Genomic DNA, 15,898 nt, shown 5'->3' with positions numbered 1-15,898 from the left:
CTGTGCGATAATGCTCGGTTCTAACTTTATGTTCAGATGAAAATAACCTTAAGCGTCATTCGCCGTTATTACCACCTCATTAAGAGGTATTTTAGCGCTTATTGTTAATTCAGGTGTTGATATAGCGTAAGGTAATTTGCAATCAGTCGGGCCATTATTTGCGAAATTCTCGCATAGTGAATGCCGGGCGTTAAACTGGTCACTTTGTCATTATGAAGAAAATTGAAGTCAGGGGTGCGCGCACTCATAACTTAAAAAATATTAATTTAGATATTCCCCGCGACAAGTTAATTGTTATTACGGGCCTCTCGGGTTCGGGTAAATCTTCATTAGCTTTTGATACCTTATATGCAGAAGGACAAAGACGCTATGTTGAATCATTATCTGCATATGCACGCCAATTTTTATCCTTAATGGAAAAACCTGACGTTGATCATATTGAAGGTTTATCTCCTGCTATTTCTATTGAGCAAAAATCAACATCACATAACCCGCGTTCAACGGTTGGCACGATCACCGAGATATACGATTATTTGCGATTACTCTATGCCCGTGTTGGTGAACCACGCTGCCCTGATCATCATTTACCTTTAGCAGCGCAAACCATTTCGCAAATGGTTGACCGCGTATTAGCGCTAGACGAAGGCACTAAAGTTATGGTGTTGGCGCCTGTGCTGCAAGACCGCAAAGGTGAACATGTAAAACTTTTAGATAACCTAGCAGCTCAAGGTTATATTCGTGCTCGTATTGATGGCGAAGTGTGCGACCTTTCTGATCCCCCAACTCTAGAATTACACAAGAAACACACCATTGAAGTTGTTGTTGACCGCCTAAAGGTGCGTGATGATATTCAGCTGCGCTTATCCGAATCGTTTGAAACCGCACTTTCGTTGACATCTGGTACGGTAAAAGTGGCATTTATGGATGCGCCGGAAAAAGAAGAGTTAATATTTTCTGCCAACTTTGCCTGTCCTAAATGTGGCTATAGCATGCAAGAGTTAGAGCCACGATTATTTTCATTTAATAACCCTGCAGGAGCTTGTCAAACTTGTGATGGCTTAGGTAATCAGCAATATTTTGACCCAAGTAGGGTGATTTCTAATCCAGAGTTGAGCTTAGCCGGTGGCGCAATACGCGGCTGGGACAAAAGAAATTTTTATTATTTCCAAATGCTGCAAGCATTAGCCGACCATTACCAATTCGCCTTGGATTTACCATTTAATGAATTAGATGAGAAAACCCAACAATTAATTCTTCGAGGTAGTGGTAAGCAAGAAATTGAATTTAAGTACATGAACGATCGTGGTGATATTGTTATTCGTAAACACCCGTTTGAAGGTATTTTAAATAATATGGATCGCCGCTACCGTGAAACTGAATCAAATGCGGTGCGCGAAGAATTAGCTAAATACCTCAACAGTCAACATTGTCCAGACTGTAACGGCAGCCGCTTACGCCTCGAAGCACGTAATGTTTTTATTGGAGATACACCACTACCAACTGTAGCTGAATATGCCATTGCCGATGCTTTAGCATTTTTCCAAGGGTTAAACTTAACCGGACAAAAAGGTCAAATAGCAGAAAAAATTCTCAAAGAAATTAACGACCGCTTAGGCTTCTTAGTTAATGTTGGTCTAAATTATTTAAACTTATCTCGCAGTGCTGATACCCTTTCAGGTGGTGAAGCGCAACGTATTCGCTTAGCTAGCCAAATCGGTGCCGGTTTAGTTGGTGTTATGTATGTACTTGATGAGCCATCAATAGGATTACATCAACGTGACAACGAACGGCTATTAGATACCCTTATCCATTTACGTGATTTAGGCAATACCGTTATTGTGGTTGAGCACGATGAAGACGCTATTCGCGCCGCCGATCATGTTATCGATATTGGCCCAGGTGCCGGCGTTCATGGCGGTAATATTATTGCTGAAGGTGATGTTAATGACATCCTTAAATGTGAACACTCACTTACTGGCAAGTATCTCTCAGGAAGAGAGTCAATTGAAATACCTAAAGTTAGAACACCGTTTGATAAAAGCAATGTGGTAGAACTTAAAGGGGCTACAGGTAATAATTTAAAAAATGTAAATTTAACCATTCCAAATGGTTTAATGACCTGTATTACCGGTGTTTCAGGCTCAGGAAAATCGACCTTGATTAATGATACCTTGTACAAGTTGGCACATACCGAATTAAATGGTGCCACAACGCAAGAACCAGCACCTTACAAAGAAATTATTGGTTTAGAGCTGCTTGATAAAGTTATCGATATTGACCAAAGCCCTATCGGCCGAACACCGCGTTCAAACCCTGCAACATACACAGGAATTTTTACTGCGGTACGAGAAATTTTTGCGGCGACCCAAGAAGCTCGTTCTCGTGGTTACAAACCGGGTCGCTTTAGTTTTAACGTTAAAGGCGGTCGTTGTGAAGCGTGTCAAGGTGACGGTTTAATCAAAGTTGAAATGCACTTTTTGCCTGATGTTTATGTGCCTTGTGATGTATGTAAAAGCAAACGCTACAACCGTGAAACCTTAGAGGTAAAGTATAAGGGCAAAAGCATTCATGAAGTACTAGACATGACCATTGAAGATGCCTTTGAATTTTTTGCGCCAATCCCAGCCGTTAAACGTAAATTACAAACCTTAATGGATGTTGGTTTAAGTTATATTAAGCTAGGACAGTCAGCAACCACACTTTCTGGTGGTGAAGCACAACGTGTTAAGTTATCAAAAGAGCTTTCTAAGCGTGATACCGGTAAAACACTTTATATTCTAGACGAACCAACGACAGGTTTGCATTTTCACGATATTAAACAATTACTGCAGGTTATTCATCGCCTGCGTGATCACGGTAATACTATCGTTGTTATTGAACACAACTTAGATGTAGTAAAAACAGCCGACTGGATTGTTGATTTGGGCCCTGAAGGCGGCTCTGGCGGCGGAGAGATATTGGTTACTGGCACACCAGAGCAAGTTGCTGAACATAAAGGCTCTCATACAGCGAGATTTTTAAAACCTTTGTTAACAAATTAATATTCAGAAAGACCTTCAGGAATTAACCTGGTAAAACTCAAAAGGCTTGTTATTTTGTAACAAGCCTTTTTTATACGCTAGCATCAAAGTGAAGTTCCGTTTAAGATAAATTTACATTCACCAAGAAATAATTTCTCTTAACTAACAGTAGTATGCTAAATGACTAATAAAAATAACAAAATTCAGCAATGGCAAAACCCTTTAATTTATTTACTAGCCTTTAGCAGCGGCTTTTGTATCATGGGTATTGAATTACTCGGCGGCCGAATATTAGCGCCATTTTTTGGTAGTAGCGTTCATATTTGGGGCAGTATTATTACCGTATTTATGCTGAGTTTGTCATTTGGCTACTTAGCAGGCGGTAAACTTTCAACCAAATCGGCATCATTAAATCGCTATGGCATGATTTTTATCTGCGCCGGCATTACCGTATTGCCGGTGGCATTTTCTTCGCAATGGGTTATGGAGCCAATATTCTTGGCCATTGAAGACAGCCGTTACGGTTCATTAGTGGCCTCAATGGCCTTATTTTTTATTCCCACCGTTATTCTCGGCATGATCTCGCCATATTCTGTACGCTTACTGGTAACCGATAAAAATAAAAGTGGCCAAGTTGCCGGTTTCCTCTATTTTGTGTCAACACTAGGTAGCGCCTTGGGCACAATAATTACATCGTTTTATCTGGTATTACTTTTTGAAGTTAACGATATTATTACTGTGTTTAGCAGCATTTTAGTGGCATTGGGCATTAGCGCTATGCTATTTAATCGTTTGAACCAAAAAAACAAAGTTAACGTTAGCAATGAGATTAATCAGCAAGGAGCAGCACATGAATAACAGTATATTCACTGTTATGCTAGGCATTATCAGTAGTGTCATGCTGAGCAGTATTTTTAGCGCGCCGGTACAAGCAAAAACCATACATAGTGAACGTTCGTTATATCGAAATATTTTAGTTGAAGAAAAACGTGGCTTACGTTGCTTAAAGTTCAACGTCAGAAGTTCAAAAACGCAACAAAGCTGTATGTTAGTTGACGACCCGCAACGACTCGTTTTTAACTACACTAAAATGCTATTTTCAAGTTTATTAGTGAACCCAAAACCCGAACGTATTTTAATTGTTGGTTTAGGTGGCGGCACAATGTCGAATACCTTGCATCAAATTTTTCCTAACGCCACCATAACCAATGTTGAAATAGACCCAGCGGTGATCAAAGTGGCTAGAGAATATTTTGGCTTCTTTGAAAATGAACATATTACTTCAGTAGTGCAAGACGGACGTATTTTCGTTAAACGCGCCGCATTAAAAAAGCAAAAATACGATTGGATAATTCTTGATGCCTTTAACGGTGATTACATACCTGAGCATTTATTAACGAAAGAATTTCTACAAGAAACTAAACAGTTATTAAGTAGTAATGGCGTGCTATCAGCAAACACTTTTTCTGTTAGTGATTTATATAATTTTGAATCAGCAACATATAAAGCCGTTTTTGGTGATTTTTTTAACGTTAGAAACAACCGTAATAGTAATCGTATTATTCTAACAAGCATCAAACCATTACCTGATGGCAAGTTGATTGCTGAACGAGCAAAAGCTCTGGCTGATACTTTAGCGGTATTCGACGTTAATATTGCCGACTTAACTAGCCAGATGACTTCTACTGCAACCGTGCAAGACTGGCCGGAAAACACTCGACTATTAACGGATCAATATTCACCTGCTAATTTATTAAACCTCAGCAACTAACCAATAACAGCCATAAGCCGTTAGTTACTAACGGCTTAACTTTTCTTTTTCAAACTGAGCTTTTTCTTGCCACCTGTACTGGCTGTTGTTTTCTTAACATCAATACGTGTAAGTTTACGTTTCGTTGATTTATCCGCATTAGATTCAATGGTTTTATTTGCGTGTTTAATATCTGTAATAGCGACTTTCACCGGCGACTCTTCAACCATTGTTTCAACATAGCTATCGTTCGCTGCAGTTTTTCGAGAGCCTGCAACAGCACTATTAATTTCTGCCATTTCTTGTTCGGTCAAATCACGCCATTGTCCTGGGCGTAAATTTGCCAACTCAACGTTCATAATGCGAGAACGCTTCAGCTTAGTTACTTCATAACCTAAGTATTCACACATGCGACGAATTTGCCTATTTAACCCTTGAGTAAGAATAATACGAAAAACAAACTTACTGTCGGGCGTGACAATACACGGTTTGGTAATCGTGCCAAGAATAGGCACTCCTTTCGACATTCTTTCAACAAAACGCTCACTAATTGGCTTGTCGACCGTAACAATATACTCTTTGTCATGAGCATTTTCCGCCCGCAATATTTTGTTAACGATATCACCGTCACTGGTAAGAAAAATAAGTCCTTCCGATGGTTTATCTAGACGTCCAATGGGGAAGATACGCTTAGTGTGATCAATGGCATCAATAATATTACCTTTTACATGCCGTTCTGTAGTACAGGTAATACCGATAGGTTTGTTATAGGCAATATAAACACGGTCGGTATGGTTACTTTCACTTGCTTTTATTTCTTTGCCGTCAACGCAAACCTTGTCACCCGGGATAACTTTTGTTCCTAATTCGGGCACTTTGCCATTAATAGTAACGCGATTATTTTCAATTAACTTATCAGCAAATCGGCGTGAGCAGAAACCTGAATCACTGATATATTTATTGAGACGTTTTTCGTTGTTCGACACAAGTTATCCTAAACAGTAGCAACCTAGTGTTGCATCAATTAATGACGCTATTTTAGCTAAATTTTCCAGTATTGTAGAGTAGAGTTAATGCTAAAAACAAAATATCAATAAAAAAGCAGAGCTCAGCATTATTGTTGCAAAAAACGTAACAGTTAATTTCATTTTTCTATATTTATTACTTGAGAATAAAAGCTTAAGATTACTTTAGTTTTTTATCAGGCAGCAAATACCATGGCAGAAAAAATGAAAACACTTGCATTTGAGCAACTACCACAAGGTGGTTTTGCTGGCTTAATTGAAAAGCGCTTTGTAATTAATCAACACGTTTTTGGCCGTTCAAATACCAAAGCCTTCTCAGGTTTAGGAAATTTTGTCTATTTAGCCGACGCCAACTTTTTACCTTATGGTGAAACTCACATGCATGATCATAAGGAAGTTGACGTTATTTCCGTTGTGGTTGATGGTGAACTTGATCACCAAGGTAGCCTTGGCGATGGCCAACGTTTAAGTTCTGGTGATGTACAAGTGCAGCGAGCAGGCGGCGAAGGTTTTCGTCATAATGAAATTAACCCACATGATAGTGAAAACCATATGATTCAACTCTGGGTTTTACCTGACGAAGCCGGCAGCGCGGCCGATTATCAAGTATACCAAGCTGCGCCAGGTGAGTTAATTCAAGTATATGGCGGTAACAAATCAGAGCAAGCAAGATTTAATAGCAAAATATCAATATCGGTTAGCAATATGCTGACAGAGCAAAGCGTCACACTCGACCGTGAAGCTTTATTGTATTTAAGTAAAGGTCGAGCAGAAGTCAATGGCGAAGAGATCGAAGCCCGTAGTTTAGTGCACTGCTCTGAAGGTATTAATTTCAAAGCATTGACAGACGGACAAGCAATATTTATTTATCAAACCAACACACAAGGTGAGGCATAATTATGAAAATCGTAGCATTTGGTGCAAGTACCAGTCGCAATTCAATCAATAAACAACTTGCTGCGCATGCCGCAAGCCTTTTAGCAGAGCAACAAGCAAATACTGAAATAGAAGTGCTTGATTTAAATGATTTTGACCTGCCACTATTTAGCCAAGATAAGGAAGAGCAACTTGGTCAGCCTGACGCTGCTAAAGCTTTTTATCAAAAATTGGGCGAGAGTGACGCGATTATTATTTCTTTCGCTGAACACAACGGAAGTTATACGGCAGCATATAAAAATATTTTTGACTGGGCATCTCGTATTGATCAAAAGGTCTTTCAAGAAAAGCCTATGTTGTTGCTTTCGGCTTCTCCAGGACCTGGTGGTGCTGGTAGCGTACTAGCTGCAGCAACAGGTTCAGCGCCTTATTTTGCCGGCGATGTAAAGGCCAGTTTATCAATTCCAAGCTTTTATGATAATTTTGATATGCAATCAGGTGCATTATCAAATACTGAATTAAAGCAACAACTAGTAGCCGCAGTTGCCAAATTAGCAAATTAATAACTTGTAGTGGTTTCACTTTAGAGCATAGAGCTTATTGGTAAGCTCTATGCTTTTGAGCAAATAATAACTAGTTTAAGTGATTAACGTTAAGAGTAAATAAACAACTCGCTTAAATCGAAAAAGGTATTTTTAACGAAAAAGCATAGGGTGATTCACCAAAACAACGCAAATGTTCTAAGCGAACTATACCATCATCAACGCTTGGCTGTTCTCCGTCTTCAACCCACCATAAGACATAGTTGGCATTTTCCATCCGCTCAAACCACTGTTGTTTCTTACGTATAAAGTTTCGATGATCGGTTTTAAACATAAAAGCTTTTAAAGCATCAATGGATGACCACACTGACATATTAACAATGATATTTGGATTGCTAAAAGCTTGAATATCGGTCGCGTCGTCACCGTCGCCAGTTAAGCGCCATATAAATCCATCACTCGCTTCCGCAATAGCATTTACACGCGCAAGATTATCGACAAATTCTTTTATTTCCGGAGCATCAAGTGAGTATTTAGCTTGGGCAATATTTAATTGGGCAAGTTGCATTCTTCATCCTTGTAAATACGGCAGAGCTTATTCTTTAAGCTAATTTACATTAACATGACTTGTCAATTAACACTATCTAGAGATGAAGCTATTTACATACCAAAATGAATGATATTAAGAAGGATTAGTCATAGTTATTATCGCTTAAAGCCTTATACCTATAGATAAGTCAATAAAGTGCAAAGCAAATTTCCCTTAATAAGAGTAGTTCACGCCTCTAACTTATTTGTAGTAATTACCTTTCGGTGGTGCACCAAACAAGCTCATCGCCGCTTGCATGTCTTCTTGTGGATAGTTTGTGATCGCTTGCTGATGGCTTTCAATATTATCCCAGCGTTCAATAATCATAAATTGGTTGCTCTGTTCATGATGCTTTAATAGCTCACAAGACAAGCAACCTTCTGCTCCAGAAATATATGGAATTAGAGCTTCTAAAAATGAAAAAAGCTCGTTTGACTTCCCTTCTGCTGCGGTAAACTCGTTTACTCGTACAATCGTCATAATACTCTCTCACTTAATCTATTAATGATATTTTCAAATGCTGCTAATCAAAAGCTTTGGTTCAGCATCATTATTAATGCTTAGCCTTTATCTATTTCTTGTTGTAGTTGTTCTAACGCCTCGGTGATAGCCAAAAATTTCTCACCAAACTCGGTAACATGATACTCAACGCGAGGGGGTAATTCGTTAAAGCTTATCCGTTCCAAAATGCCAAATTCAATGTTTTTCTTCAAGCAAACATTCAATACTTTGGTTGTTAAGCCGTCAACATTTCGCACCATTTCTCCAGGTCGGTTAACACCAGCAGCTAACAATTGATAAACGGTTAAAGACCACTTACAACCATAAATTGTTTCCACCATACGAGCGCTATCCATAGGTGGTGTTTTTCTAGGAACTATTTTTTCATTGTTATTCATAAAGATGTACCAAAAAGTACCTACCCTACTAAATTGTACCTACTTTTCAACAAGCTAAGTTGCTCGCTATGCTGTCATTACTTTAGCAAGTGTAGACAATCATTTGGAGAAAAATATGAGTAATTCAAACAAGAAATTAGCATTAATTATTGGTGGCTCTAGCGGTATGGGCTTAGCTACTGCAAAACAGTTAGCAAAAAATGGTATTAATTTGATCATTGTCGGTCGCGATCAAAAGAAACTTAACGCTGCGAGTAACGAGCTTTCACAACTGACTCAAGTTGATACCATATCAGTTGATTTATATCACTCAGCACAGGTTGAAAAACTCAACCAAACGATTAAGAAGTTACCTGAACACATTAACTACTTAGTCAATGCTGCTGGTTACTTTAAGCCAACAAGTTTCATTGAACATGGCTTTGCAGAATATGATCAATATTTGGAGCTGAATAGAGCGACATTTTTTATTTCGCAAGCAGTTGCCAAGAATATGATTAAACATCAAGGAGGCGCTATTGTTAATATCGGCTCAATGTGGGCAAAACAAGCCGTTAAAGCGACACCATCTTCCGCATATTCTATGGCAAAAGCAGGCTTGCATGCGCTAACTCAGCATCTGGCTATGGAACTTGCTGAGCATAATATTCGCGTAAATGCCGTTGCACCTGCAGTTGTTAAAACACCAATTTATAGTTCATTTATTAATGAAAAAGACATCGACTCAAGTTTAGCCAGTTTTGATGCTTTTCATCCTATAGGAAGAATAGGAAGCGCTGACGATATTGCTAATAGTATTAATTTTTTACTTAGCGACAAAGCAGCTTGGGTAACTGGTGCAATTTGGGATCATGATGGTGGGGTTATGGCAGGCAGAAACTAAACTAGAAATTTATTAATTGCAAAAGGAAAGTGGTCATATCACAAGAGGTACGGATAAAGACTAGTGGTAATATATCTGCTTTAAAAAGGCTAGTTGCCATTTTTTGTTTCTAATATTTTAAGGTTATGGGATATTAGCTGCTATTAACTATTAGGCCGTGTTGATCTTTGATGTATGTTTTTGCAACAGTTTAGTGAGTATTTATACCACAAAGTTCAACACGCCCTCGCATTCAGGAAAATACAAGGAACGAATATGGCTTACGAAAGAATTATGGGGCTACAAGTCAGTGATGATGTTGAATATCAAAAATATCGTCAGCACATGATCCCTATTCTTCATTCATACGGTGGTGATTTTGGCTTTGATTTTAGAGTTAGCGAAGTACTAAAATCAAAAGATGATAGCGCTATCAACCGTGTTTTTACTATTGAATTCCCCGACAAAGTCGCTATGGAAAAATTTTTTAACGACTCTAAATACCTTGCGGTTAAAAATAAATACTTTCTCAGCTCGGTACAATCGGTCACAACCATATCAATGCATGAGAAAACGCTATAATAAAGTTGTTTAAAATCTTAAAAAGCAGGAAATATGAAAGGCAAAGTAATTATTTTAAATGGCACATCAAGCTCAGGTAAAACAACACTTGCCAGAGAGTTGCAAATGCAATATTCAGCGCCTTATTTATTGTGTGCCCTTGATGCGTTTTGGGATATGACACCTTACAAGATTCCAGCAGGCTCAAATAATTTTCCTCATATGAAGTTGGCAATGGCAAAGTCAGTACGAGCTTTAGCGGAAACGGGCCACAATGTTATTGTCGATATTATTTTTTGCGGCAAAAAGACTTACGACGAATTCAAAGCATCACTAGCAGGTATTAGCGTTAGTGTGATTAAAGTTGAATGTCCATTATTCGAATTAGAAGAGCGAGAACTGGCACGAGGTGACCGCCCTATCGGTTTAGCTCAATCACAGTTACGAAGTGTCCATGAACAGGTATCTTATGATTTAATCATAAATACCTTAGATAATTCTCCCAAACAATGTGCAGAAAAACTAATGGCTGCACTTTCGTAACCCCGAGCGTTAAAATATCTCTAACAAAACTCAAATAAGCTTTTCATTACTTGCCAAGTTAACGTGTTTTCGGTGCTATTTTTAACGTTACTTTTAGCAATAGTCTGATAATCTCATCATGTTGATACAACGCGCCATATTGCTCAACAAACTCAGCAATTTTTTCAGTGGTTGGGAATGAGAAATATTGTCCGGTATCCGCCTGTTGATAAGTATCAATTCGCTCATTATTCCGCACTTGATTAACAACAGACTCAATTAGCTGACAGCCATCAACGTATAACGACAATACATGCCACAAATAAGATTTATTCGGTTGCACAGCAAATCTCGTTTTGGCTATCACACCACCCGTATCTATGGTGTTGTCGGTAATAAAATGTAAGGTTGCCGACAGTGTTTTTTCGCTATTAAACATTGCCCAAAATGTTGCCATCACGCCGCGATAATCAGGTAATGATCCAGAATGTAAGTTGATTACGCCGTGTTTAGCGCAATCAATAACGGGTTTCCTTAAAATAACACCGTAACGAATAGAAATAATTAAATCTGGCGCTAGCGCGCTAATTTTATCAATACCATTAGCAGTATTTATTTCATTCAGGGTTTCAATTCTAATACTATTTTTCGCGGCAATTTCTGAAAACAATTTTAACTGATACTTAACATTTTCAATTTGTTGCAGCGACTTAAATACATCATGCTGCTCAAATTGAGCTAGTTGTTCCAACGCTGCTGGCTTTACCTTTTTTCCGCCAACGTTACTCGATAAAAATACAGAGAGATTATATTGCTTTAAAGACGGTAACAGTAAGTTCAGGGCTAAATTACTGGCAATATCATTATTCATTAATAAAACAATATTCAAACCCTACTCCATACTTATCAAAAATTAAATCATTTTAGTCGAGCAGATTCAAAGGTGGCATTGCGAGGTAAATTTGCATCAAGATTTTCCCAATTAGCTTTCGAGTCAACAAAATTATGAGACATTGGTCTTTCCTCAATATCAGAATCAAAAATGCCTAAGCGAACACGAACTCTGCTTTTATCTTGAGCATTACTACTATAAACCGGGCTACCACAATTTTTACAAAAATGGCGTGTTCTCCCAGGTTTAAAAGAAAATGTACTCAGTAATTCTTGACCCTTTTCAATCTTTAGGTCTTGGCTATTAACAAATCCGTTTGTCGCATAAGCGGTACCTGAATTCTTTCGACAAAGTGAGCAATGACAATGAATAATGTCACTAATCTCACCCGTTACCACTATCGCCACTTGTCCACATAAACAGCTTCCTAAATACACCTTTTCTCTTCCTTTCAATTGATTTATTTTTATCAAATAACATCTGCTAATTGCTTGACCATGTAATATTTGCAACCTGTTTTTGGATACCCTTGTTGGGTCCATTGCACTTGATAACCATGCTGCTCATAAAACGGCTTCGCTTGAAAATTTAAAGTATCTAACAGGGCCTTATTACAACCTCGTGTTTGTGCCGCTTGTTCTATGTTCTTTAAAATTTCACTACCAACATGTTGGCCTCTTAAGCTTTCTGAGACCCATAGCGTATTAATCATTAACCAGTCACCAAAAGTTCTGCCAGCAGCACCAGCAATAATTTCACCTTGCTCATTCGTCAACTTTACCGCAATCGCTTTACGTTCACTAACTTCCCAGCGCGCCCAATTAAATTCAGCAATTTTAGCATCTAAAAAAGCCGTTAATTCTGTACTTGGTTCTTCAATAACTTCAATCTTCAAAATATTCCTAGTTGTACTCTAGCCTCAATATTATTTAACGAGTGTACCCTGTTTTTTGATTTATTAAACGATCAAATTGCTAGCAATAAAAAACCCGGATAAACCGGGTTTTATTTAGTTAACCAATGAAGAACAAGTTACTTTTCGAAATAAAATTTCTTACGCTTGTTATCATAGTTACCCACTTCATCCATAGTTTCAGCATTGTATAAACGGCCATTTACCATGGTATATACAACACGGTCAGACAATCGAATATCTTGGCTAACATCACCATCGATAACTAATATATCAGCAAGTTTACCAACTGTTAGCGAGCCAAGTTGGCTATCTAAACCTAATGTTTTCGCTGGCGACATAGTAGCGGTACGGATAGCGCTTAGCGGTGACATACCACCTTGTGCCATCATCCACATTTCCCAGTGCATAGCCAAACCTTCACGCTGACCATGACCACCAGAATTCACTTCAACACCTAAGTCTTGTAACTCTTTTGCTACTTTCGCAACATTAATGTGATTGTAATGGTGATGTGGCGCTTTAGTACGGCGCATCGAACGTGGATCTAAAAACTCACTCGGCACGTATTTACTTAAACGAGGGTGTTTCCAAACATCAGTTGTGTCATACCAGAAATGTTCACCTGAAATACCACCATAAGCTACGCCCATTGTTGGTGTATACGCCATTTCTGATTGCGACCATAACTGCCTAATGTCGTCATAAATTTTCGCTGTCGAAATTGAATGTTCTAACGTTGTATGGCCATCAATGATCATTGACAGGTTATGTTGCAACAATGAGCCACCTTCAGGTACGACCATAATTTCAGCTTCACGTGCCGCTTGTACCATTTGCTGACGTTGGTTTCTGCGCGGTTGGTTATAGCTTTTCACACTAAATACACCAGCTTTTTTCAAGCGTTCAATATGAAACTTAGCATCGTCTAAACTATCAACATGTGAAGTGTAACCCGCTATGGTTGCGCCGTAGAGAATACTACCTGTTGAAAATAAGCGTGGCGCAACAATATCACCAGCTTTCTGCATTTCACTGGCAGCAAAAAACTCGGTAGTATCATTTGAAGGATCATGCACAGTAGTAACCCCCAGCGCTAAACCAGCATAGTTTTTCCAGTTTTGCTGTGGGATAATTTCACTGCTGCCTTGTGGACCATGTGCGTGCGCATCAATTAATCCTGGCATTATAGACTTACCAATAACGTCAATAACTTTAGCATCAGAAGGCACATCAACTTGTCCTTGTTGGCCAACGGCAATAATTTTATTACCTTCAACAACAACAACACCATTTTCAATTACTTGTTCGCCTTCCATGGTGATAACCTTACCACCAACAAAAGCAACACGGCCTGACGGCTTATCTGCCTTCTCTTTGTAACCTAAGTAAGTTTTTACTGGTACTTGCTCTTCTTTCTCAGCATTTTCTTTCGCTGAAATATCAAATAAACCACCAACACCTGCTTGATATAAATCTGGTCCTAAACTCCAATACAGTTCATTTGATTTGCCATTCCAGTTAATACTTTCACCAGCACGCATCGACAGTTTTTTCACTGGTAAGTTCTTCGCTTTCGGACCAATATCGATCACCTGACCACGCTCAACAAACGGCGTGACAAAAACTTTAAAGCGCTCAGCAAATGCTAAATATTTACCATCTGGTGAGACTTTGTACTCAGTTGCAAATTTACCTTGGTAAATAGCTTGTTCTTTATCTGAATCGGCTGAGCTTGTTAGATTTACTTTAACAAGTTGCGGCTTTTCACCGTTGCGTAGAACGTAGATACGATCATTATGAGCACCAAAATGTGGCATTAAGCCTGATTCGGTAATAAGTTTCGCCTTACCGCCTTTACTGCTAACCGTGTATACACCTGGGTTTAAACCCCATGTTGGATCAGTAATGTAACCGCCTGAGACTTTACGAAAAACAACGGTTTTACCATCAGGAGAGAAACTAGGCTCAATATATTTTCCAGGCTCTTTCGTTAATACTTTACTCTTACCACCTCGAGCCGAAACTAAGCGAATTTCACCTAATTTATTATCATTCCAAGTGCTATAGACAACATATTTACCGTCACGAGAAAAGCTCGGATTTAACTCAAAATGAGATTTCTGCTTGGTTAATCTTTTCGCTTTACCTTTCACTTTACCGTTGGCAATGGTGCGAACATAAATATGCCCCATTGATTCATAAACAACTTTACGACCATCAGGAGATATTTCGACGTCACGTAGCATTTTTACGTCAAAGTTATCTTGATCAAGGTCTTGTTGAAAACGCAGTGCTGTTTGGATTTTCTTTTCAGTTTTAACATGAAAAGGGATCACGGATGTTTTCTTGCTCTCCAGGTCTAACTTATTAATTTGACCGCCTGACCAAAAAACCATGCCTTCACTGTCGGGTAACCATGCCATGCTTGGATAAACACCATGAATTGCCCAAGTTTCTTGCATATCACGATCTAATCCTTCAAAAATAAGACTTTCTTCGCCACTTTTTAAGTCATACAAATATAAATTTGATTGGAAGTCATCACGGCTAATGTAAGCTAAGTACTTACCATCAGGTGATGGTACTGGGCGAATTGCCCCACCCTTACCTGAAACAACCACTTTTATTTCGCCCGTAGCTAAATCAAGGCGTTTAATTTTATATATGCCTTTTTCTGAATCTTTACTGTAGTGGAAAGTTTTACCCGGCGTGGCATCTTGTGAAAAGTAAACATATTTTCCATCGTGTGAAAATGCCGGTTCACCTAAATCTTTTTGTTGATTTGGGCGTTTGGTAAGCATGACACCATTACCGCCAGTTTTGTGGTACATCCATACTTCACCAGCACCTAATGAACGAGCACCAGTAAAATGCTTACGACCAACAATATAGTCGCCATCTGGTGACCATGCAGGACTGTTTAATAAACGAAATGTTTCAGAGCTAACGGCTTTGCCTTCACTACCGTCTGCTTTCATAATCCATAAGTTATCGCCGCCGTCTTCATCAGAAGTAAAGGCGATATGTTTACCATCAGGACTAAAACGTGGCTGCATTTGCCAAGCAATGTCGGTCATTAGTGCTTTTGCTTCACCACCTTCAATCGGTAATGTATAAATATCACCAAGTAAATCAAAAACTAACGTTTCGCCGTCTGGGCTTATATCAACATTCATCCAAGTACCTTGGCGAACATCAATTTTTGCAGTAGTAAATTTCCCTTGTGGGTTATTCACTGACCACTTTTCTGTTTTGGCTTCTTCTGAGGTTTTCACAACATTATCAGCGGCAACAGCAACTTGCCCAGTACCTAAAATAAGTGCGACGCTAAACGCTACCGAAGAGATTCGAGAAGTAAATGTAGACATTATTTTTAAACCTAATCATATGTATGAATTATTGTTATCTCCCTACTAAAACACATCAACGACAAAAGTTTAAGCT

At 38.7% G+C, this 15,898-nt stretch carries 16 protein-coding genes; 8 read left to right on the top strand and 8 right to left on the bottom strand.

What is annotated here, in order from left to right:
* Nucleotides 1-212: 212 nt before the first annotated feature.
* From uvrA to AC27E9_RS01635, 3 genes are all read left to right on the top strand, one after another.
* Nucleotides 213-3,041, top strand: coding sequence for an excinuclease ABC subunit UvrA (gene uvrA / locus AC27E9_RS01645; RefSeq protein WP_487126642.1), 2,829 nt, complete (start codon nucleotides 213-215; stop codon nucleotides 3,039-3,041).
* A 159-nt stretch (nucleotides 3,042-3,200) separates the two neighbouring features.
* Entirely contained in the window at nucleotides 3,201-3,878 is a 678-nt protein-coding gene (locus AC27E9_RS01640) for a fused MFS/spermidine synthase (RefSeq protein ID WP_487126641.1), read from the top strand.
* Nucleotides 3,871-4,791: a spermidine synthase gene (locus tag AC27E9_RS01635; RefSeq protein ID WP_487126639.1), complete on the top strand. Its 921-nt coding sequence runs from the start codon at nucleotides 3,871-3,873 to the stop codon at nucleotides 4,789-4,791. Before AC27E9_RS01640 ends, AC27E9_RS01635 begins: the two co-directional genes overlap by 8 nt.
* Before the next feature lie 35 nt (nucleotides 4,792-4,826).
* Here AC27E9_RS01635 and rluF read toward each other — a convergent pair whose 3' ends face one another.
* The gene (rluF, locus tag AC27E9_RS01630; protein ID WP_487126637.1) at nucleotides 4,827-5,756 is read right to left on the bottom strand and encodes a 23S rRNA pseudouridine(2604) synthase RluF; all 930 of its coding nucleotides are present in this window, start codon (nucleotides 5,754-5,756) and stop codon (nucleotides 4,827-4,829) included.
* A gap of 243 nt (nucleotides 5,757-5,999) precedes the next feature.
* Here rluF and AC27E9_RS01625 point away from each other — a divergent pair, with 243 nt between their 5' ends.
* Together AC27E9_RS01625 and AC27E9_RS01620 are read left to right on the top strand one after the other, a co-directional pair.
* Nucleotides 6,000-6,692: a pirin family protein gene (locus AC27E9_RS01625; RefSeq protein ID WP_487126635.1), complete on the top strand. Its 693-nt coding sequence runs from the start codon at nucleotides 6,000-6,002 to the stop codon at nucleotides 6,690-6,692.
* A 2-nt stretch (nucleotides 6,693-6,694) separates the two neighbouring features.
* On the top strand, nucleotides 6,695-7,234 hold the full coding sequence (locus AC27E9_RS01620) for an NADPH-dependent FMN reductase (RefSeq protein ID WP_487126633.1): 540 nt from the start codon (nucleotides 6,695-6,697) through the stop codon (nucleotides 7,232-7,234).
* Between the two features lie 112 nt (nucleotides 7,235-7,346).
* On the opposite strand, the gene AC27E9_RS01615 is transcribed toward AC27E9_RS01620, so the two are convergent.
* The 3 genes from AC27E9_RS01615 to AC27E9_RS01605 form a co-directional block, all read right to left on the bottom strand.
* Nucleotides 7,347-7,781, bottom strand: coding sequence for a DUF3291 domain-containing protein (locus AC27E9_RS01615; protein WP_487126631.1), 435 nt, complete (start codon nucleotides 7,779-7,781; stop codon nucleotides 7,347-7,349).
* Nucleotides 7,782-8,003: 222 nt separating this feature from the next.
* A complete protein-coding gene (locus AC27E9_RS01610) occupies nucleotides 8,004-8,282 on the bottom strand; it encodes a putative quinol monooxygenase (RefSeq protein ID WP_487126629.1) in 279 nt (92 codons plus the stop codon).
* Nucleotides 8,283-8,362: 80 nt separating this feature from the next.
* Entirely contained in the window at nucleotides 8,363-8,701 is a 339-nt protein-coding gene (locus AC27E9_RS01605) for a winged helix-turn-helix transcriptional regulator (protein ID WP_487126627.1), read from the bottom strand.
* 115 nt (nucleotides 8,702-8,816) lie between these two features.
* Between AC27E9_RS01605 and AC27E9_RS01600 the strand changes: the two genes are divergently transcribed.
* From AC27E9_RS01600 to AC27E9_RS01590, 3 genes are all read left to right on the top strand, one after another.
* Nucleotides 8,817-9,584: an SDR family NAD(P)-dependent oxidoreductase gene (locus AC27E9_RS01600; RefSeq protein WP_487126625.1), complete on the top strand. Its 768-nt coding sequence runs from the start codon at nucleotides 8,817-8,819 to the stop codon at nucleotides 9,582-9,584.
* Nucleotides 9,585-9,839: 255 nt separating this feature from the next.
* On the top strand, nucleotides 9,840-10,145 hold the full coding sequence (locus AC27E9_RS01595; RefSeq protein WP_487126623.1) for a DUF1330 domain-containing protein: 306 nt from the start codon (nucleotides 9,840-9,842) through the stop codon (nucleotides 10,143-10,145).
* A 33-nt stretch (nucleotides 10,146-10,178) separates the two neighbouring features.
* Nucleotides 10,179-10,667 carry a chloramphenicol phosphotransferase CPT family protein gene (locus AC27E9_RS01590; protein ID WP_487126621.1) on the top strand — a complete coding sequence of 163 codons (489 nt, stop codon included), beginning with the start codon at nucleotides 10,179-10,181 and terminating at the stop codon, nucleotides 10,665-10,667.
* 58 nt (nucleotides 10,668-10,725) lie between these two features.
* Here AC27E9_RS01590 and AC27E9_RS01585 read toward each other — a convergent pair whose 3' ends face one another.
* The 4 genes from AC27E9_RS01585 to AC27E9_RS01570 form a co-directional block, all read right to left on the bottom strand.
* Complete coding sequence (locus tag AC27E9_RS01585; RefSeq protein WP_487126619.1) at nucleotides 10,726-11,535, bottom strand: formyl transferase; 810 nt, start codon at nucleotides 11,533-11,535, stop codon at nucleotides 10,726-10,728.
* Between the two features lie 29 nt (nucleotides 11,536-11,564).
* Entirely contained in the window at nucleotides 11,565-11,975 is a 411-nt protein-coding gene (locus tag AC27E9_RS01580; protein ID WP_487128257.1) for a GFA family protein, read from the bottom strand.
* Between the two features lie 32 nt (nucleotides 11,976-12,007).
* Nucleotides 12,008-12,433, bottom strand: a complete 426-nt coding sequence (locus AC27E9_RS01575; protein WP_487126617.1) for a GNAT family N-acetyltransferase — start codon at nucleotides 12,431-12,433, stop codon at nucleotides 12,008-12,010.
* 137 nt (nucleotides 12,434-12,570) lie between these two features.
* On the bottom strand, nucleotides 12,571-15,822 hold the full coding sequence (locus tag AC27E9_RS01570; protein ID WP_487126615.1) for an amidohydrolase family protein: 3,252 nt from the start codon (nucleotides 15,820-15,822) through the stop codon (nucleotides 12,571-12,573).
* Nucleotides 15,823-15,898: the final 76 nt, after the last annotated feature.

It is taken from the genome of Colwellia meonggei (assembly GCF_057537295.1).
The sequence above is the reverse complement of the archived record's forward strand: the minus strand, read 5'-3'. Positions and strand labels throughout refer to the sequence as shown.

Excerpts from the sequence above, each read along its gene's own strand:
- AC27E9_RS01570 (WP_487126615.1), bottom strand. The coding sequence starts at position 15,822 with ATGTCTACATTTACTTCTCGAATCTCTTCGGTAGCGTTTAGCGTCGCA.
- AC27E9_RS01615 (WP_487126631.1), bottom strand. The coding sequence starts at position 7,781 with ATGCAACTTGCCCAATTAAATATTGCCCAAGCTAAATACTCACTTGAT.
- AC27E9_RS01610 (WP_487126629.1), bottom strand. The coding sequence starts at position 8,282 with ATGACGATTGTACGAGTAAACGAGTTTACCGCAGCAGAAGGGAAGTCA.
- uvrA (WP_487126642.1), top strand. The coding sequence starts at position 213 with ATGAAGAAAATTGAAGTCAGGGGTGCGCGCACTCATAACTTAAAAAAT.
- AC27E9_RS01600 (WP_487126625.1), top strand. The coding sequence starts at position 8,817 with ATGAGTAATTCAAACAAGAAATTAGCATTAATTATTGGTGGCTCTAGC.
- AC27E9_RS01595 (WP_487126623.1), top strand. The coding sequence starts at position 9,840 with ATGGCTTACGAAAGAATTATGGGGCTACAAGTCAGTGATGATGTTGAA.
- AC27E9_RS01590 (WP_487126621.1), top strand. The coding sequence starts at position 10,179 with ATGAAAGGCAAAGTAATTATTTTAAATGGCACATCAAGCTCAGGTAAA.
- AC27E9_RS01625 (WP_487126635.1), top strand. The coding sequence starts at position 6,000 with ATGAAAACACTTGCATTTGAGCAACTACCACAAGGTGGTTTTGCTGGC.
- AC27E9_RS01640 (WP_487126641.1), top strand. The coding sequence starts at position 3,201 with ATGACTAATAAAAATAACAAAATTCAGCAATGGCAAAACCCTTTAATT.
- AC27E9_RS01635 (WP_487126639.1), top strand. The coding sequence starts at position 3,871 with ATGAATAACAGTATATTCACTGTTATGCTAGGCATTATCAGTAGTGTC.
- AC27E9_RS01605 (WP_487126627.1), bottom strand. The coding sequence starts at position 8,701 with ATGAATAACAATGAAAAAATAGTTCCTAGAAAAACACCACCTATGGAT.
- AC27E9_RS01620 (WP_487126633.1), top strand. The coding sequence starts at position 6,695 with ATGAAAATCGTAGCATTTGGTGCAAGTACCAGTCGCAATTCAATCAAT.